Genomic DNA, 17,334 nt, shown 5'->3' with positions numbered 1-17,334 from the left:
ACCTCGCCGAAGGACAGCATGGTGTCGCAGGCAAGGCCGGTAGTCGAGCATGTCATACATGGAGCGCGACCAGTACATCTTGCCGCGCACCATGTCCCAGTCCCACAGGCCGTACGCGCACAAGTGCAAGGCATCGATGCGCTGATGGGCATCGAGGCGGGCCACATCCGAAGGACGAAGCGAGCGCAAGGGACCGAACTCAGCGTGTTTCCCGAAAAAAGTTAGGCGTCCGTTGGGCAGAGGCAAAGAATGGGGCTGCATCCGAGATGAAGGGTTGCCGCCTAATCTTACTGAGTCAGAAAGTCGCGGCTGCGGGGGGATTCGCGCTGGTCTCGGATTTGTTAGGGTGCTGCTTCGTGATCAGGGAAGCGCCCGCCATGCCCGACTGGACAGCCGAGAGTGAAGCCGCGTTCGACGCCTATGTCGATGCTTTGATCGGGGTGATCGGCCACGCCGACCGAGCTGAGCCGCTGAAGGATTATTGCCTCGGACTTCTGATGCCGATAGAGCGCAAGAGCGTGGAGCCGTTGGCGGCCGTCACGGCGCCGTCGCGGGTGTCGGCCAAGCATCAGTCTCTGCTGCATTTCGTGGGACAGGCGCCGTGGTCGGACGCGGCCTTGCTGGCGCGGGTTGGCGACTGGGTTCTTCCTCGGATCGAGCAGCGTGGACCGATCCGGGCGTGGATCGTCGACGACACCGGCTTTCCTAAGAAGGGCAAGCACTCGGTTGGCGTAGCGCGCCAGTATTGCGGCCAGTTGGGCAAGCAGGACAACTGTCAGATTGCGGTTAGCCTATCGATCGCAAATGACGCAGCCTCGCTTCCGATCGCCTATGAATTGTATCTCCCGCACAGCTGGGCGGAGGATCCGGAACAACGCAAGAAGGCCAAGATTCCGGCGGAGATCACGTTCCGACCAAGCCGCAGATCGCGCTCGAGCAGATCAGGACGGCCAAGGCCGAAGGCGTCGCGCCCGGCGTGGTTCTCGCCGACGCCGGATATGGCGCCGACGGCGGTTTCCGCGCGGGCCTGTCCGAGCTCGGTCTGACCTATGTTGTCGGCGTTCAGCCCACACTCAGCGTCTGGCGCCCAGGCGAGAGCTCGCTGCCGCCCAAGCCTTGGAGAGGAAGAGGCCGGCCGCCGTCTCGAGTTGGCCGAACCGACAATCACAAGCCAATCTCGGCCAAGGCCATGGCCGAGGAGCTCGACGCCGAGCCTTGGCGCACGATGGCCTGGCGTGAAGGAACCAACACCGAGCTCAATTCCCGCTTTGCCGCCGTGCGCTTGCGGCCGACATCCAGGGACTACAATCGGCCCGAGGCTCACGCCGAAGAGTGGCTCCTGATCGAGTGGACTGAAGGCGAGGTCGAGCCGAGCAAGTATTGGCTCTCCACCTTGCCGGCCGACGCTACGATCACCCAGTTGGTCGACGCCGCCAAGCTGCGTTGGCGGATCGAGCGAGACTATCAGGAACTCAAGCAGGAACTGGGACTGGGCCACTACGAAGGCCGAGGGTGGCGCGGCTTCCACCACCACGCCAGCCTCTGTATCGCCGCCTATGGCTTCTTGGTCTCTCTGAGGGAGACGATTCCCCCCTCAACTCCAACTCGCGCCCAGGGCCGCCAAACACCTCGTCTTCCCGACGGTTATCGAACCCGCAGATCCTCCGATCCGACCAGAGCGGCACGTCCCGACCTCGATCCCAACCCTCAGGCGACGCCTGACTGTCGCCCTGGCCAACCGTCTGCAACGATGTCCGTGCTGCATAAGGCCAATGGACCGTCCGCGTCAGGCTCGCAATTTATGACGCAGTAGTACTAGAGAGCCGCAGACGGCTCTGTGCCGGTCGTCGCTAAGTTTACAATGCCCATGCGGGACATCGGATTGAACCTGACCCGCCGCATCGGTGCCATGATGATGCCCCGATTGGTCTCGAACTGCACTGCTCCAGCTCTTCAATTTGACGCCCCTCACATTCGGTACGAATCGCTTCGGTTATCCCCTTCGCGCCCGGCACGCGGGACACGAAACATGATAGCCTTCATGCACGTTCCGTTCCGTCTATCGAGAATCTCAGTCGGCCGGTCCTCCGCGGAAATTGAGCGCCCGCTCCAAGTACCAAGAAGGATCATCGCCGGACGAATCTGTCTCGACATATCCTTCGTTTTCGTTGCTACTTCGATCAACGGGATCCTCGCTCTCGGCTTGAAGATACAGTCGAGGCTTGTCTGCCCGCTGCCATTCACCATCGTTGTTCATCGTCCACTTATCGGACCGTCTAGGGTCAAGCACGAACTGGTTCTCCCCCACGTCAACAAAGCCCATCTGCTCCAGACGGGGCTTTGCGGCATCGTTAGCAGGACGTGACATGATCAAAGGCTTCTTGCCGTCGAGCCGAAGTTGATGTTCGAGCAGAACATCGCCGGCGTTCTCAACGAGCGGGTGCGCAACTCGAAGGGCCACGACCGATGAAATGTTTTTTCGGTCCGGAAAGTATTCCTTCTGCCACTCTTCCCCTTTGATGCGGAATCCTGGGTCCGTCCTTAGGAGCCCGACGCTCTTATCGCCCAACTGGTAGCTGAAGTACTTCGAACCCGCCTCGTCATCTACGGTCGCACCTGCTCTAGCGACAATTGCAGTGCGCTCGGCTTTTGATGACACGAAATCCGAGTACTCTTGAGGATTATCGGCTATGTGCTTGACATCGACACCATAGAAGTCCCTCAACTCTTGCCTGAACTCATCACTATCCATCTCGTAGATAGGAGGTTCGGGGGTGAGGGAATACGGCCGCGTCGCCGACGACGAACTAGTCCCCGCGCCTGTAAGCGATTCCGTAAACCTCTGTTTATCTGCTGCCTGCTCCGATTCATCGGCATGGCCTGGGCTTGTAGGTTGGCTGGATGAACCAGTGATTCTGCTATACACGCGATCGCTCTCCATCGACAGTGCTGCACTGTAGTCAATATCGGTCTACTTAAGACCTGTTAGCAGGGTAAGCGAGCGAGCTGACAACAAGCTGACGTACAGAAGAGTGCATGGTCGCAACCCCTATCTCGATCTGACCCCGGGCTCGCGCCGGGTCTTGGTTTGCTCGCCCTCGCCAATTCTCAATTCGCCCTGGTAAGTCGCGGAGCTATGCTAGAATTTTGGGTGACGGGGTTGATCACGCGGCGCTTTGCGGCTTCATTTCGATGACCTCTATCCCATCCTGGAACTTGGCACCTGCGAGCAGTTTCGGCAACTGATTTTGTCCTTCAATCGACGCCAGGATTTGGCGGCGGCCATGACGAGCTTGAAGACCATCATCTGGCGGTCTTCGACGACAGGGAGCCCTTCGTGCGCACCGTTCGGTACCTCGGTGCCGATGTCCGGCTGCGGTTTTCGTGATTGCGGCGTATGGTGCGACCATCCGGGACAGAGGCACCGGGAGCACGAAGGTGCGGGCAGGCCGATCTTGTACGTTGAGCTGCGAGCTCGTGTTAGTAGATAGCCTGCGACTCGCCCGGTTGCGCTGAGAAGGAGCGGCCGGACCACGAGCCGCTGCACCTCGACAACCTCGTCGCCGATCGGCAGGCGCTGCAAGACCGACTGACGAGGCCATTGCCGCACGAGGAGCGGCCCCGGCAGCTGTTGGATCATGAACCCGCCTCCCCACCAATGGTGGCATTCGAGCCAGGGGAACTCCGGCGGCTGCTGGATGATTAACCCGCCTCCCCACCACGGAGCTATGGCTGAAACTGGGTGATGACGGTTTTTTAAGAGCGGCCGTATCGAGGCGGGTGATGAAGCCTGCCAGAACCTCTCAAGGAGAGCGATACGCCATGAACGAGACTGTCAACATTGTTCGCCTTCGTCAGCCCGACGAAATCGATGATCGCCTGACGGATGTGCTTCGCAAACCACGGGGAGAGCGGATATCCTCCGTCCTCGTCGAGGCGACCGTCAACGCCGTCGTCAGCAAGCGTTTCGCCAAGAAACAGCAGATGCAATGGAGCCGGACAGGCGCGCATCTCCAGTTGCAAACCCGAACGCAGACCCTCGACGGCTCTTTGCGGGCGACCTTCGAAAGGTGGTATCCGGGCATGGCAAACGATAATCACCGAAACGCCGGCAATCGGGCGGCGGCATAGCTGCCACACAATTCCTCATGGTCCCCTAACCGGAGGCAGTGTTCCACTTATAAATCGGGAATTCCTGTCCAAACAAACCGAGCCACCTCTATTGTCGGACATTGGACGGCGCCGATTGTCCATCAGCGGACGGAGCTCATGTCAGGTGGAACGTGGTATGGAGGTGATCCAAGTGCTGGCGAACCATGCCGCCCGATCGCCTCGTCACAGAAAATTCCGCATAGATTGACTTGGCGATGCCCGCCTTTGCAATGCCGGCGCGATACGACGTCACGTTGATCCGCACCCTCCCACTCGACGGCAAAACTCCGCTCGTTGATCCAGGACATTCGCCCCGCATTTCAGACTTGTTCGAAGCGGACTCGACCGCACGGGTCAACGGTCTGTCTGGCGTAGAGGCTGCCGCTCAACGCACCCCACGGCAAAATCAAGAATGCGAAAGGCTGACTTTTATAACCCGCGTCAGCCTCTCGAAAGGTAACACTAGTAGGGAGAGGACGAGGCTGCCTGCATTTGCAAACCGGCCCCAACCGGAGTTGGAATATGGACCGAATTCAGAACGGCAACCCATCCGGGCGATATTCTGCTACGTACAACGCCACGGTGCCGTCGCTTCGACCGACATCCGAGCCACCCAAAGCTGCGGACGGCGATCCTGTGGCGGTCGGCGTCTCGGCGGCGTTCATGCGCACCCGCCACCTCCTCGAAAAGGTTGCCGCCACCGATGCCACGGTGCTGTTCAGCGGCGAGTCCGGCGTCGGCAAGGAACTGTTCTCGCAACAACTTCATGCGCTGGGCCGGCGGGCGGCGCGGCCGTTCATCGCCATCAACTGCGCCGCCATTCCGGACAATCTCGTCGAGTCCGAACTCTTCGGCGTCGAAAAAGGCGCGTTCACTGGCGCCACAGCATCGCGGGCAGGCTATTTCGAAAGGGCTTCCGGCGGCACTCTCTTTCTCGACGAGACTTCTACCCTTGCCTACTCGGCCCAGGGCAAGCTATTGCGAGCGCTGCAGGAGCGCACGGTCGAACGGGTCGGCGGCCAGCGCTCTATCCCTGTCGATGTGCGCGTGGTCGCGGCGTCCAACGTCGATCTGGCCGCTGAGGTCGCGGCCGGTCGTTTCCGCAGCGATCTCTACTTCCGGCTATGTGTGTTTCCGATTACCATTCCGCCACTGCGCGAACGGCGCGACGACATTCCGCTCCTGATGGCGCATTTCCTGCGGCTCTATTGCCAGAGGCATGGCCGCACGCTCAGCGGCTTCACGCGGCGGGCGACCGACGTGCTGCTTAAATATGACTACCCGGGCAACATCAGGGAGTTGCAGAACCTGATCGAGCGCGGCGTGGTCTATGCCGACGACGGCGGCCAGATCGACATGGTCCATCTCGACGGTTGCAGGTTGCTGTGTGGCCGACATGTCTCACGGGCATCGTAACATTAACCGACGGTCGATTTAGGTATGCGATGAGTGGGCATGACGACTATTGCCCGTGATCGACTTTATCGCCGCCACCGTTTTCCCGCTGATGTGATTGCCCATGCGGTCTGGCTTTATTTCCGGTTTCCTCTCAGCTGCGAATGGTCGAAGATCTGCTGGCTGCCCGTGGCATCACGGTCTCCCACCAGACGGTGAAGCTTTGGGCGGAGAAATTCGGAAGGCACTTTGCCAATGACATCCGCAAGCGCTCAGCCGGAAAGCTCAGCGACAAATGGCACCTCGACGAGGCCGTCATCACCATTCGGGGAAAGAAACACTGGCTTTGGCGTGCGGTCGATCAGGACGGTTTCGTTCTCGATGTTCTGGTGCAAAGACGCCGCAATGCCAAGGTTGCCAGGCGTCTGATGCGAAAGCTTCTCAAAGGTCAATGCCGCTCGCCGCGTGTGATGGTCACTGACAAGCTTCGATCCTACAGTGCGGCCAAGCGCGATATCATGCCGGGCGTCGAGCATCGCTCACACAAGGGCCTGAACAATCGCGCTGAGAATTCTCACCAACCGGTCCGACGGCCGGAGAGGACTATGAAGCGGCTGAAGTCAGCCCGACAGCTTCAGCGCTTCCTCTCCACCCACGATCCCATCGCCAACCTGTTTCACATTCCTCGCCACAACATTCCATCTGACCATCATCGCGAGCTGCGAGGATCTGCGATGCAGATGTGGCGCGAAATCGCCCGTCTTCAGAGTACCTGATCCTAGAGAGCCGCAGACGGCTCTGTGCCGGTCGTCGCTAAGTTTACAATGCCGCGCCATCTTCTGCTCGTACTCGGCATCGCGACGTTCCAGGTAGTAGCGCACCTTGTGCGGCTTGATCTCCTCCTTACAATGGAGGACGCCCACGTTCAAGCCTTGACGGGCGCGCGCCCGACGAGGTTGATTTCGGCGCGCACGCAATGGCGACGGCCGCATGATCGTCGCCGCGTGATTTTGCTTCAGGTCTGGTCGAGCTTCACCCTCCCGACGCCGCAGAAAAATCGCAAAGCCCTGCGTTCAACGTAACCCGGCAGGAAACCACTTAAATTCCGCAGGGCGCTGTCCAAACAAACGAAGCCAGCTCTCTTTCATCCTTGGATTCCCTATACAAGGTTCTGCAAAATCAGTAAATCGTTTGTTTCGATGAAGCGCATATACGCTTTGGATGGGTGGACACATGCGTTTCAAGGGTCTTGATCTGAATCTGCTCGTGGTGCTCGACGCGCTGCTGACCGAACGCAAGCTCACGGAGGCGGCACACCGCATTAACCTAAGTCAGCCGGCAATGAGTGCGGCGGTCGCCCGGCTGCGCGATTATTTCCACGATGACTTGTTTATCCTGAGCGGCCGCGCACGTATTCTGACACCGCGTGCGCAAGCGCTCGCCCCCGCAGTCCGTGACGCGCTCCTGCACATCCAATACTCGATTCTTTCACAGGATCAGTTTATCCCAGCTCAATCCGACCGGCGCTTCACTATCATTCTTTCCGATTTCGTCACGCTGGTATTTTTTGAAAAGGTCGTGGAGCGTGTTGCACGGGAGGCACCCGCCGTCAGCTTGGAATTGCTGTCTATCGACGACGAACCGGATGAGCTTCTCCGGCGTAGGGACGTCGATTTTCTGATTCTTCCGGATTTGTTCACGTCGAGCGCGCATTCAAAAGTGGCGCTGTTCGACGACAAGATCGTGTGCGTGGGCTGCCCTACGAACAAACAGCTGCCACGGCAACTTACACTCGAGAGATTTTTGTCGATGGGGCAGGTTGCGGTCAGGTTCGGGCGCGCGCTGAGGCCCTCCATCGACGAATGGTTTTTCCTTGAGCATGGTCTCAAGAGACGTGTCGAGGTGGCCGTGCAGGGCTTCAGCATGATCCCGCCCATGGTATCAGGCACAGATCGCGTAGCGACGATGCCGTTGCGGCTGGTTAAGCATTTCGAAAAAACGTTCCCCCTGCAGATCATCGAACTCCCGCTGCCGCTTCCCACATTCACCTGGGCCGTCCAATGGCCCGCCCTTCACAACAGTGATCCGGCAAGCATCTGGATACGGGAGGTAATGGTGCAGGAGGCGTCCCGGATGGTTACTCCACGTGAGATCAAGGGAGGTCGCAGAGTTCCTGGGCCGACCAAGCGTCTCACACCGGCTCCCGAATCATAGCCCATGTCGGATGAAACCGATGCTGGCGGCAAGTGCGCCCCCGAGGTCGTCCAACGTCGGGCTTCTCCAGGAAGCCAATCGTTTTGAGCACAGTCGTCTGTCAGTGCGCCAGGCCAAGGCCATCCTTAGTCGCCGTGAAGAAAGCCATTTCATTTCGGCACCGGCGTTGAAGGCGAGCCCCGTTTCAGAGGCTATTCCGGTTGAGCTGCGGAGGTCAGGCTGACCGTGGCTGGACCGGTGACGCTGGAGCGGTTGCAAGCAGCGCCAGGAAGAAGGCAAACAAAAGCCTCAGCCAGTTGAGCAAGAGGCTGAAGTTGTAGCCGACGGCGGCGAGCATAGCGTTGTTGGCGTCACCTTCGGGGAAGGCCAGGAAGTTGCGGCCCATGCGGTGGTCCTGCTTGAGATGGCCGATGACCGGTTCGACGGCGGCCCGGCGTCGCAGTGCCCGCTTGATGGCCTTGGTGAGGCCGCGCCTGTAGCCGGCGACATGGACCTTGAACATCTTGTCCTTCGGCGCGTTGTGGCCGCGATAGCCGGCATCGGCGACGATCTTGCCGAGATTGACGCCGATCGCGGTCTCGATGGCGGGAATGACGGTGGCCAGCGTGTGGCCGTCATAGGGATTGCCGGGCAGCGCCTTGACATGGGCGACGAACTGGCCGCCGCGGCTGCGCTGCAGCGTGGTGGCGACCGAGACCTTGACGCCGAACTCATAGGGCTTGTGGGCCTTACCCTTGCCGATGCATTCCACCTCGGGAGCGTGCAGGGAATAGACCTTGCGGCCGCGCTCGCGCTGCCGCTGGTCCCTGACGCGCCGGGCAAGCGACAGCGGCAGGGCGAAGACCTGGCTCAGTTCGGGCTGCCCGGCGAGCTTGCGGGTAATGTCGCGGATCACCGCGCCGAGCATGGTGCGCAGCCGCTTGAGCGCCCGGTTGGCGCGCTTGAACTGCTTGGCATGGGCATAACGCTGATGCTTGATCAGCGCGAACTTGCCGACCCGCGCATAAGACTGGCGCAGCACGATGCCGTGTTTCCTGGTCAGCGTCACCAGCCGCTCGCGGGCCCGATGCATCAGCTTGGCGTCGGTCGGGAAGGTGATGGCCTTCTCCTGTACGGTGGTGTCGACGATCACCGCACGGAAGTCGGCCGGTTTGGCCGCCCCCAGCCGCATCGCTGCCGCAAGGCTCTCCTGGAGCAAGGCCATCAGCCGCTCCTCGCCCATGCGCAGACGCCAGCGCGTCAGCGAGCTGCGCAGGCGGTGCTGGAAGAACTCCTCGCCGCAGAACAGCTGCTAATAGGGGTTCTCAAGCCAGCGCTCGCACAGCGCCTCGTCGGACAGGTTGTGCATCGACTTGAGGATGGCCAGGCCCGCCATCAACCGGGTCGGCAGCGGCGGCCGGCCGGGATCGTCGTCATAGACCGCGCCAAGCCGTTGTTCGAGGAAACGCCAGTCGATCGACCGGGCCAGTTTCACCAGCGCATGATCCATGTTGAGGATCTGGTCGAGCCGGGATCGCAACAGGTCGGTCTGTCCGCTTTCGTGCCGTTCCTTCGGCCGCATCGCTCGCTCCCTCGCAGCTTCGCCACAACAGTCGAATCACGCGTACGGGCACGCTTCAATTTGCCGGAAATCGCCGCTCAAAGCCACGATTTTCGGCAAAATCAAACGCAAAACTGGAGCAGAATCCTAAATTGAATCAAAGCCTTCCGAGTTCTTCACGGACGACTCCTTAGCCAGAGCCACCCCAGCGAGACCCGGGCCTTTCGTTTCACGTGCCTAGCGCCCTTTTCGCCATGGGTCATTCCAAGCATGTTCTGGCGTTCCTCCGTAGTGCGGATGCCCATTATGGCGCAATATGGGCAAATGCCAAGAATATATCGTAGTTAAGCGGCAGGAGAGGCTTCTCAGCGTTGCGCCGGCGGCTTGACGTGCCGGAACTGCACAAGCCCGACAAGAGAAATATGTGAGCTGATAGAATTCTATCCGAGCGCCGAGTTTCCTTTCACAGATGAAAGGTTAGCTCGATTGACTATCCTCCCTCGATCCTGAAACGTAGTCGACGTGCAGTTGCCTCGACGGTGGCTGCATTAGGAGGAAACCAATACATGCGTCAGGCACTGCTCAGCTTGGCGTGCAATCGGATGGTGGCGCCCCAACTTCACTTCAGGGCCATTTTCGCGCTTGTTCGCAACGTCGCAGGTGCTCCCTGCAACGGGCATTGTTTTCAAAGCGTGAGATCGAGGGCGACATGCAAGGACGCGCAAGGGCCTAACGCAAAGCCCGAGACGCGCAAGGGGCTAACGCAAAGCCCGAGACGAACGACGTGATCACTAGCAGGCTTCTCTGATTGGGGTCGTTGAGGTCAAGTTACTCCTGCGATCGTTTGTGCACATGCGGAACGGCATCATCGGCATCGTAACATTAACCGACGGTCGATTTAGGTATGCGATGAGTGGGCATGACGACTATTGCCCGTGATCGACTTTATCGCCGCCACCGTTTTCCCGCTGATGTGATTGCCCATGCGGTCTGGCTTTATTTCCGGTTTCCTCTCAGCTGCGAATGGTCGAAGATCTGCTGGCTGCCCGTGGCATCACGGTCTCCCACCAGACGGTGGAGCTGTGGGCGGAGAAATTCGGAAGGCACTTTGCCAATGACATCCGCAAGCGCTCAGCCGGAAAGCTCAGCGACAAATGGCACCTCGACGAGGCCGTCATCACCATTCGGGGAAAGAAACACTGGCTTTGGCGTGCGGTCGATCAGGACGGTTTCGTTCTCGATGTTCTGGTGCAAAGACGCCGCAATGCCAAGGTTGCCAGGCGTCTGATGCGAAAGCTTCTCAAAGGTCAATGCCGCTCGCCGCGTGTGATGGTCACTGACAAGCTTCGATCCTACAGTGCGGCCAAGCGCGATATCATGCCGGGCGTCGAGCATCGCTCACACAAGGGCCTGAACAAGCGCGCTGAGAATTCTCACCAACCGGTCCGACGGCCGGAGAGGACTATGAAGCGGTTCAAGTCAGCCCGACAGCTTCAGCGCTTCCTCTCCACCCACGATCCCATCGCCAACCTGTTTCACATTCCTCGCCACAACATTCCATCTGACCATCATCGCGAGCTGCGAGGATCTGCGATGCAGATGTGGCGCGAAATCGCCCGTCTTCAGAGCACCTGATCCTAGAGAGCCGCAGACGGCTCTGTGCCGGTCGTCGCTAACTCGCCGCGATGGACCAAATCAGACGGCGCGCGCTGCGCTCTGTTGAGCGGCAAATGAAGGCCGATTTCTCCAAGCTCGATCGCGAGCGGCAGGCGCGGTTCTCCGCCCAGGTCTCTGTCATGGGGACCGTCGCCTTTATGGCTAAGGCCTCGTCAGTCGCGAAACTCGCCGCAGCCAGCAAGCCTGATCGTAAGGAATTGCCGGTGGCTGAGACGCTGCGAATGTTTTCCCAAGTCAAGGAGGGTTGAGACTATGATCTTCTTTCGCTTGCGCAAACCATTGGTCGAGGTCGACCTCTCGGAAGATGAGATCGCGCCGGGATCGCTTCTCGACCGCAGCTCGAGGGCCGTCACCGGGATGCTGGAGCGGTTCCGGTCCGATGAAGTCAATCTCGAAAAGGAGATCGCCGACCTCACCGAACGGCTGCGGCAGACCCGCATCGCGATCGTGGCGTTCGAATCGGCCGGCGCCATCATCGAAGGCGGCAAGGTGTCGGCGATCGCGCCGGACCCGGACAAGGTCGGTCGCCTCGTCCCTCGCGGTCGCGGTTCGGTGCGGGCGATCGCCGAAGCCGACATCGCTGTCGACGGTGTCGGTCGCGTCCTGAAGTCGAAAGACGCGGAGCTGCCTATCGTACACGTCCACAAGGATATCCGGGCATGCCCCATTGAGGTTCACGCCACGGATGTCGCCGTGTTCGCCAACGGCAGGAAGGTCGTCTCGGTGACGAAGCCCGGCAGCAAGAAGGTGCCGAGCAAGGCCGGTCCCGTCGACCAATCCTTCGGCGTCGGCGACGTCATGCTCGTTGATGCCGGCGGCCGCGCGATCGTGGCTCCGCTCAACTTCGCCGGGCCACCGATATTGCTCGCGCCGTCATCGAAGGCGAACCGCATGCGGTGACCGACAGCCACTCGCTGCGCGCACTGGCGACGGCCGTGATTGGGTTCGCCGCCCAGGTGGTGGCGCCGGAGCCGGAGTCAGAGGCAATCGTGCCGGACGGCCCCAACGTGACCGACGCGGCGCGCTGATTTAGAGGAGAGAACGAAATGACCATCGAAGAACGCCCCAAGGCCATCGTTGCAAAGCATCTGAACGTTGGCACCGAGAAGGTGACGGATCGGGCCAGCTTCATCGAAGACCTCGGCGCCGACAGCCTCGACCTCGTCGAACTCGTCATGACCTTCGAAGAGGAATTCGGGATCGAGATCGCGGATAGCGATGCGGAAACGATCCTGACGTTTGCCGAGGCGGTCAAGTACATCGATGGAAAGGCCAGCAACCGTGGCTGACGTCACCGGCCCGATCTCATCACTGCCTGGAAGCGGGCATGACTGCCCGGACGGGACGATGTGCGACGACCATCCGGATCGCCCCGCCGTCGCTCGCATCCAGGGCGAGACCGACAGCTTCGGCTCCGAGATGAACGACATCTGCGAGGAGCGCCTCGCCGCCTACCGCGAGGAGATGAAGAACGCCGATTGGTCCGGGACTTGCGACTGGTGCAAGACCCACAAGCCACGCCCGCGGCCACGCCGCGACTACGAAGAGGGCATGGCCGGGCGCGTCTACGACGTCTGCGATGACTGCATCAAGCGGGTCGAGGACGAAGGGCGCGCCGAACTCGATTCTTACGGCGATGACTTGGACGACTGCGAAAACGACGAGGATTATGATGGCTGAGTACATGCATCTGATTGGCGCCGAAGAGGTGCGCAGCGTCGGCAACGCGATGTCGGGTGCCGCAAGCGAGATGCGCGGCGCGGCATCCTCGATCGACAGCGCCTTCGAACGCCATCACCGGTTTCTCGACGACTGGCTTCAGCGTTTCGAAGCCGCGATGGAGCGCGCCGCGCCTCCGCCGCGCACGGACGACAACCGGACGCAGGCCGAAAAAGAGTACGACCTGGATCGGTACAGCGCGCGATGAGCGAGCCCTACACCCTCATCAGAGTCGTCGACACCGAAACGACCGGCATGGACGATCCCGCCGAGATGGTTGAGATCGGCTGGACCGATGTCCGCTACTTCCCGCTTAAGGGCTGGCAGATCGAGTCGGGCCCGCACAGCAACATCGTCAACCCGGGGATGCCGATCAGCTTCCCGGCAATGGCGGTTCACCACATCACCGAGACCATGGCAGGGGAGGGTATGGACCCTGACGCCGCACGCGGTCGTGTGATCGGCGGCGCCGACTATCTCTGCGCCCACAACGTCGATTTCGACAGCCGCTTCATTCGCGGCCACCGCATCCCGTGGGTTTGTACCTTCAAGGCGGCGCGCACCGCATGGCCGGAGATGCAGAGCCACAAGAACGGGTCGATCCGGTATGAGCGCGGGCTTTGTCTCGATGATCCCAGAACAGAGCCATCACACCGCGCCGGTCCGGACACCTGGGTGACCGCGCATATCCTTCTCGATCTTCTGAAGCTCTACCCGGTGGAAACGCTAGTCGAGATCTCGGTGAAGCCGGTGCTCTTGCTGAAGATCGATTTTGGCTTGCATCAGGGCAAGCGATTCTCGGAGATACCCACTGATTATCTCGATTTCATCCTTCACAAATCGGGGATGAAGGACGACGCCACCAAGGTCGATGTCGTCCACACCGCGCGCCTGGAATGGGTGAAGCGGACCTCTGATCCGTCACCGAAGCCGGCGACACCGCCCGCGCAGACCGGCGCCGAGATCGACCCCGACGCCTGGCGCAAAACGATGACGAAGGATTTCTAATGGCCAGCAAGCGCGAATCCCGCATGGCTCAGATCGTCGAGTTGACGCGCGACAAGGTGGTGACGGCGCAAAGCATCGCCACGCAGCAAGGCGTCTCATGCCGAAGCGTCTATCGCGACATCGCCTCGCTGAAGGCTCTCGGCATGCCAATCGAGGGTTCGCGCGGGCTCGGCTACATGCTGCGCAGCAACAGGCTGAAGGGCGGAGGTGAGGTCAATGGCTGAAGCGATACGCGCATGGTCACCACAGCAGGCCGCCGCACTCGACGCCGTCGCGCACTGGTACGGCAGCGGGTTGGAACAAGAACCAGGAAAGTTCAGAAGGAGAGATCGCTATGGCCGGTTCACTTAATCGCGTGATGTTGATTGGGAATTTGGGAGCAGATCCAGAGATCCGCCGGCTCAACAGCGGCGATCCGGTCGTCAACATCCGGATCGCGACGTCGGAGACGTGGCACGACAAGAATTCCGGCGAACGCAAAGAGAAAACCGAATGGCATAACTGCGTGATTTTCAACGAAAATATCGCCAAGGTTGCCGAGCAATATCTCAAGAAAGGCATGAAGGTCTATATCGAGGGTCAGCTGCAGACCCGCAAATGGCAGGATCAGGGTGGCGCCGATCGGTATACGACAGAGATCGTCCTGCAGAAATTCCGGGGCGAGCTTCAGATGCTCGATACCAAGAATGGCAGTGATGGCGATCGCAGTGACGATCGCGGCGGCCGTCAGGAAAGCCGGCCGAGCAGCGGCGGCAATCGAGGCAGCGACTTCGGCAGCAGCGGGCAGGGTGGTAGCGGCGCTGGCCGACGGTCGAACAGTGACCTTGACGACGACATACCTTTCAGTCCGGAGTGGCGCTGATGGCTGGCGCCGGGGAGCTGAAGCCGTGCCCGTTCTGCGAAGGGCAAAAACCGAAGCTCGATATCGTGCGCGACGGCTATCGCGTGCATTGCACATCCTGTGGCAGCGCTGGCGCACCAGAATTCCACGGTCCTCCGTCAATTGCTTCGTCGAAGGATCGCGCCATCGCAGCCTGGAACCGTCGCGCCACCCGCGCACCACGGAATACTGCTTGGTTGATCGAGCGCAAGGATGGCATCGGCAAGTATGGCAGCCCTTACACCCAGCCGCACTGGTACGCCGAAAGCGAAGATGGCGGCTGGCACTGGTGGACGCCCGATGCCAACGAGGGGAAGCAGTTCGCATCGAAGGCTGAGGCCGAAGCTTTCCCCGCCTACCAGATGATTGCGACCGATCCTGCTATCAGCGTGACAGATCACGTCTTCCTTTCCCCTGTCGCCGCACAAGTGCCGGCAGTAAAGGCGCTCTGGCAGGAACTGCTTGAGAAAGACGACCGCACGTCACCAGCCGAATATCCCGACATGGCGCTGATCACCTTTGAAGAGTTCGCCGCCTATCTCAACAACGGCCGGACAGTTCAGCCGGTGAAGGCGATATCATGGCCGGAGCCAAAAATCGCCAATCCGGACATCCCAAATCCGACTGGCGTTCCCTATATCGATTGTTTGCTTCATCGGCTCTTGGACGCACAGCAAGACATCAACCTGGCGGCCAACGAGCGCATGGACCAATCGCTATGCGATGCGTCAGCGCTCATAGATGAGACGCAGACCGCAATCCTAGCCGCCCTTTCCCCTGTTGCTGCACCATTGCAGGAGGTGGGGGAACCGGTGGCTGTCTGCCGGGTCATGACCATGCAGACATCGGCTGGCGACGACCATTTCGTCAGTATCGAACGCGCCGGCCGCCAGATCACGCCTCACAAGTATCGCATCAAAGGGCGGGCCGAATACGACGTAGCGGAGTGGAATTGGGTTCTAAACGGCGGGCCGAAGCCCCACATTCTCGACTTTGACACCGCCGCCAGGTCCGATCTCGCACAATGGAAGCCGACGCATCGGCACCTGAAGCGCGGGAACCCCTATCGCTACATCGGCGCCGCCAAGCTGCAGTCATCGGTTCCGCTATGTGACAAGGATTCGATGATCGTCTACCAGGCGGAGGACGGCTCACTATGGGTGCGGCCGCATGTCGAGTTCTATGACGGCCGATTTGAGCCATTATCCGCTGCGCCGGAGGCTGATCATGGCTGATCAAGAGCTTGAGGCCATGAAGGCGGCATCAATCCGCCGAGCAATTGGCCCGACGATCTTGCTCGGCTCCGGCACCTACTTCGACTTCGAAGCGCCGGAACTCAGTGCCATCACGATCGAGGACGTCGCCTACGGGCTGGGCTTCGAAGGCCGCTTTGCCGGCCAATGTTACAGCCGCATCCTGAACCGCCGAGTCTTCTATTCGGTTGCCGAGCACTGCGTCCGGATGAGCAACGTCGTCCCCGAGGAGCATGCATATGACGCCCTGATGCATGAGCTCGGCGAGGCCACATGCAGGGACGTCAGCGGGCCTCTGAAGTCGCTATGCCCGGACTTCAAGGCTGTCGAGAAACGATGCGAAGCCGCCGGGTTCGCGCGCTTTGCCGTGCCGATGCGCGATCCCTCCCTGATCAAGCTCTTCGATCTGCGGATGCTGGTCACGGAACGTCGTGACTTGCTTCGGTGGAACGGTGAGCCTTGGGCCGATCGTCATAAGATCGCCGACCCCTTGCCGTTCGAGATCATCCCGTGGGACCCGGCGGCCGCTGACCAGGAAGGCTTGCTCGAACGGCGAGCCGACACTCTCGTGAAGGATCAGATCGTCGGCGGCGACGAAGGTCGCACGGCCGCCATTGAGGACGGCTGCCCCAGCGGCCGTCGGTTCGACATCAATCCCCCGTCGGCTGGCCTCGGCGACAGCAAAGTCATAGGGCGACCAAGGATCGGCGCCGGAAGCAACGAGGCGAGCATGAAGCTCTACGGCGACTTGCCTGGCGAGCTCCACCCTGTCCATATCAATCCGCCTCTGCCAACAACCAGGCGCGCTTCTCTACCGGGACGCCTGCGTCGATCAGCACCTGCTCGAAGGTGACCTGCCCGCCGATCGCCGGCTTGCCGTCGGCCTTGTAACTGCGCCCGGCCGCCAGCTGCGCGGGGCCCCAGGACAATTCCAACTGTGTGACCGAACTGCTCACCGCCTCGGCCAACATCCCGAGAAACCGTCGCGGGATACTGATGAGGGAGATCCGTCGCTCGCGCAGCGCGGTCACGACCTGCCGGGGCACGTCAAGACGCTGGGCGACGGCACCCCAATCGGCGACCGTCAGCGCCGCGAAGGGGTCGGTCATCGGTGCCGGCATGGCCGCCGCGTGTTGCGACCAGGCAGCGTCAAGGAGGGCTTGATCGGCAGCGGCCAGCGGCGCGTCATCGTCGTAGACGTCGCGGCTAAGCTCGCGCGACAGGTCGACGAGCTCTAGGGCATATTCCGGATAAAGCCGCAAATAGCGCTCCAAGGTTGACCGGCCAGGCTCGCTCTCGACCGCGAACGCGTCGAGCACAGACTCGCGGGTTGGACGTTCTCCTGCGGGGCTCACCGCTCTTCTCCATCGGCCATGGCGGCCCCGCAGGGTGGCGAAGGCTTTGTCGCGATAGGTTCGGACGGTCTTTTCGGAGCGGCCCAGGGCCTGGGCGATGGTCATGACGTCCGGCTCCTTTGAGTCGATGGGGAAGCCCTG

The 17,334-nt window shown here is 60.8% G+C and carries 15 protein-coding genes and 6 pseudogenes; 17 read left to right on the top strand and 4 right to left on the bottom strand.

Annotated features, from left to right (window positions below; all coding sequences use genetic code 11):
* Positions 1–377: 377 nt before the first annotated feature.
* Positions 378–1,813 (top strand): annotated as a pseudogene (locus tag CKW40_RS31835) (IS701 family transposase).
* A gap of 258 nt (positions 1,814–2,071) precedes the next feature.
* On the opposite strand, the gene CKW40_RS31830 reads toward CKW40_RS31835, so the two are convergent.
* Positions 2,072–2,926: a host specificity protein gene (locus CKW40_RS31830; RefSeq protein WP_095203730.1), complete on the bottom strand. Its 855-nt coding sequence runs from the start codon at positions 2,924–2,926 to the stop codon at positions 2,072–2,074.
* A gap of 238 nt (positions 2,927–3,164) precedes the next feature.
* Positions 3,165–3,387 (bottom strand): annotated as a pseudogene (locus tag CKW40_RS46020) (IS256 family transposase); the annotation flags it as partial.
* A gap of 519 nt (positions 3,388–3,906) precedes the next feature.
* Between CKW40_RS46020 and CKW40_RS44055 the strand changes: the two are divergent.
* From CKW40_RS44055 to CKW40_RS31800, 4 genes and pseudogenes are all read left to right on the top strand, one after another.
* Positions 3,907–4,131: pseudogene (locus CKW40_RS44055) on the top strand (ISKra4 family transposase); the annotation flags it as partial.
* 684 nt (positions 4,132–4,815) lie between these two features.
* A complete protein-coding gene (locus CKW40_RS31815; protein WP_244571369.1) occupies positions 4,816–5,568 on the top strand; it encodes a sigma-54 interaction domain-containing protein in 753 nt (250 codons plus the stop codon).
* Positions 5,569–5,607: 39 nt separating this feature from the next.
* A pseudogene (locus CKW40_RS31810) lies at positions 5,608–6,323 on the top strand (IS6 family transposase).
* Positions 6,324–6,780: 457 nt separating this feature from the next.
* A complete protein-coding gene (locus tag CKW40_RS31800; RefSeq protein WP_095203704.1) occupies positions 6,781–7,761 on the top strand; it encodes a LysR family transcriptional regulator in 981 nt (326 codons plus the stop codon).
* Between the two features lie 214 nt (positions 7,762–7,975).
* On the opposite strand, the pseudogene CKW40_RS31795 reads toward CKW40_RS31800, so the two are convergent.
* Positions 7,976–9,322 (bottom strand): annotated as a pseudogene (locus CKW40_RS31795) (IS5 family transposase).
* 898 nt (positions 9,323–10,220) lie between these two features.
* Between CKW40_RS31795 and CKW40_RS31790 the strand changes: the two are divergent.
* The 12 genes and pseudogenes from CKW40_RS31790 to CKW40_RS44050 all read left to right on the top strand — a co-directional run bounded on the left by CKW40_RS31790 (position 10,221) and on the right by CKW40_RS44050 (position 16,691).
* Positions 10,221–10,936 (top strand): annotated as a pseudogene (locus tag CKW40_RS31790) (IS6 family transposase).
* Positions 10,937–11,031: 95 nt separating this feature from the next.
* On the top strand, positions 11,032–11,226 hold the full coding sequence (locus tag CKW40_RS31785) for a hypothetical protein (protein WP_143748404.1): 195 nt from the start codon (positions 11,032–11,034) through the stop codon (positions 11,224–11,226).
* 4 nt (positions 11,227–11,230) lie between these two features.
* Complete coding sequence (locus CKW40_RS31780; RefSeq protein ID WP_095203702.1) at positions 11,231–11,878, top strand: hypothetical protein; 648 nt, start codon at positions 11,231–11,233, stop codon at positions 11,876–11,878.
* A complete protein-coding gene (locus tag CKW40_RS45445) occupies positions 11,875–12,006 on the top strand; it encodes a hypothetical protein (RefSeq protein WP_280175414.1) in 132 nt (43 codons plus the stop codon). The genes CKW40_RS31780 and CKW40_RS45445 overlap by 4 nt, the downstream gene beginning before the upstream one ends.
* An 18-nt stretch (positions 12,007–12,024) precedes the next feature.
* Positions 12,025–12,267, top strand: coding sequence for an acyl carrier protein (locus CKW40_RS31775; protein ID WP_095203701.1), 243 nt, complete (start codon positions 12,025–12,027; stop codon positions 12,265–12,267).
* Entirely contained in the window at positions 12,260–12,658 is a 399-nt protein-coding gene (locus tag CKW40_RS31770; protein ID WP_143748403.1) for a hypothetical protein, read from the top strand. The genes CKW40_RS31775 and CKW40_RS31770 overlap by 8 nt, the downstream gene beginning before the upstream one ends.
* Complete coding sequence (locus CKW40_RS31765) at positions 12,651–12,905, top strand: hypothetical protein (protein ID WP_095203699.1); 255 nt, start codon at positions 12,651–12,653, stop codon at positions 12,903–12,905. The genes CKW40_RS31770 and CKW40_RS31765 overlap by 8 nt, the downstream gene beginning before the upstream one ends.
* Positions 12,902–13,705: a hypothetical protein gene (locus CKW40_RS31760; RefSeq protein ID WP_095203698.1), complete on the top strand. Its 804-nt coding sequence runs from the start codon at positions 12,902–12,904 to the stop codon at positions 13,703–13,705. Before CKW40_RS31765 ends, CKW40_RS31760 begins: the two co-directional genes overlap by 4 nt.
* On the top strand, positions 13,705–13,929 hold the full coding sequence (locus CKW40_RS31755) for a helix-turn-helix domain-containing protein (protein ID WP_244571368.1): 225 nt from the start codon (positions 13,705–13,707) through the stop codon (positions 13,927–13,929). The genes CKW40_RS31760 and CKW40_RS31755 overlap by 1 nt, the downstream gene beginning before the upstream one ends.
* A 110-nt stretch (positions 13,930–14,039) precedes the next feature.
* Positions 14,040–14,567, top strand: a complete 528-nt coding sequence (gene ssb, locus CKW40_RS31750) for a single-stranded DNA-binding protein (RefSeq protein ID WP_095203697.1) — start codon at positions 14,040–14,042, stop codon at positions 14,565–14,567.
* Entirely contained in the window at positions 14,567–15,820 is a 1,254-nt protein-coding gene (locus CKW40_RS31745) for a Lar family restriction alleviation protein (RefSeq protein WP_143748402.1), read from the top strand. The genes ssb and CKW40_RS31745 overlap by 1 nt, the downstream gene beginning before the upstream one ends.
* On the top strand, positions 15,813–16,691 hold the full coding sequence (locus tag CKW40_RS44050; RefSeq protein WP_179298190.1) for a hypothetical protein: 879 nt from the start codon (positions 15,813–15,815) through the stop codon (positions 16,689–16,691). The genes CKW40_RS31745 and CKW40_RS44050 overlap by 8 nt, the downstream gene beginning before the upstream one ends.
* Here the strand turns inward: CKW40_RS44050 and CKW40_RS31730 are convergent.
* Complete coding sequence (locus CKW40_RS31730) at positions 16,615–17,298, bottom strand: hypothetical protein (RefSeq protein ID WP_439331018.1); 684 nt, start codon at positions 17,296–17,298, stop codon at positions 16,615–16,617. The genes CKW40_RS44050 and CKW40_RS31730 overlap by 77 nt on opposite strands.
* Positions 17,299–17,334 lie beyond the last annotated feature (36 nt).

Origin of the sequence: Mesorhizobium carmichaelinearum (assembly GCF_900199455.1) — a bacterium.
Taxonomy (GTDB): domain Bacteria; phylum Pseudomonadota; class Alphaproteobacteria; order Rhizobiales; family Rhizobiaceae; genus Mesorhizobium; species Mesorhizobium carmichaelinearum.
Note: the sequence above shows the minus strand (reverse complement) of the source record. Positions and strands in the feature narration are given on the sequence as shown.

Bases quoted from the DNA above. Each gene is read 5' to 3' on its own strand.
- CKW40_RS44050 (WP_179298190.1), top strand. From the start codon at position 15,813: ATGGCTGATCAAGAGCTTGAGGCCATGAAGGCGGCATCAATCCGCCGA.
- CKW40_RS31765 (WP_095203699.1), top strand. From the start codon at position 12,651: ATGGCTGAGTACATGCATCTGATTGGCGCCGAAGAGGTGCGCAGCGTC.
- CKW40_RS31745 (WP_143748402.1), top strand. From the start codon at position 14,567: ATGGCTGGCGCCGGGGAGCTGAAGCCGTGCCCGTTCTGCGAAGGGCAA.
- CKW40_RS31775 (WP_095203701.1), top strand. From the start codon at position 12,025: ATGACCATCGAAGAACGCCCCAAGGCCATCGTTGCAAAGCATCTGAAC.
- CKW40_RS31760 (WP_095203698.1), top strand. From the start codon at position 12,902: ATGAGCGAGCCCTACACCCTCATCAGAGTCGTCGACACCGAAACGACC.
- CKW40_RS31785 (WP_143748404.1), top strand. From the start codon at position 11,032: ATGAAGGCCGATTTCTCCAAGCTCGATCGCGAGCGGCAGGCGCGGTTC.
- CKW40_RS31815 (WP_244571369.1), top strand. From the start codon at position 4,816: ATGCGCACCCGCCACCTCCTCGAAAAGGTTGCCGCCACCGATGCCACG.
- CKW40_RS31780 (WP_095203702.1), top strand. From the start codon at position 11,231: ATGATCTTCTTTCGCTTGCGCAAACCATTGGTCGAGGTCGACCTCTCG.
- CKW40_RS31730 (WP_439331018.1), bottom strand. From the start codon at position 17,298: ATGACCATCGCCCAGGCCCTGGGCCGCTCCGAAAAGACCGTCCGAACC.
- CKW40_RS31755 (WP_244571368.1), top strand. From the start codon at position 13,705: ATGGCCAGCAAGCGCGAATCCCGCATGGCTCAGATCGTCGAGTTGACG.
- CKW40_RS31800 (WP_095203704.1), top strand. From the start codon at position 6,781: ATGCGTTTCAAGGGTCTTGATCTGAATCTGCTCGTGGTGCTCGACGCG.
- ssb (WP_095203697.1), top strand. From the start codon at position 14,040: ATGGCCGGTTCACTTAATCGCGTGATGTTGATTGGGAATTTGGGAGCA.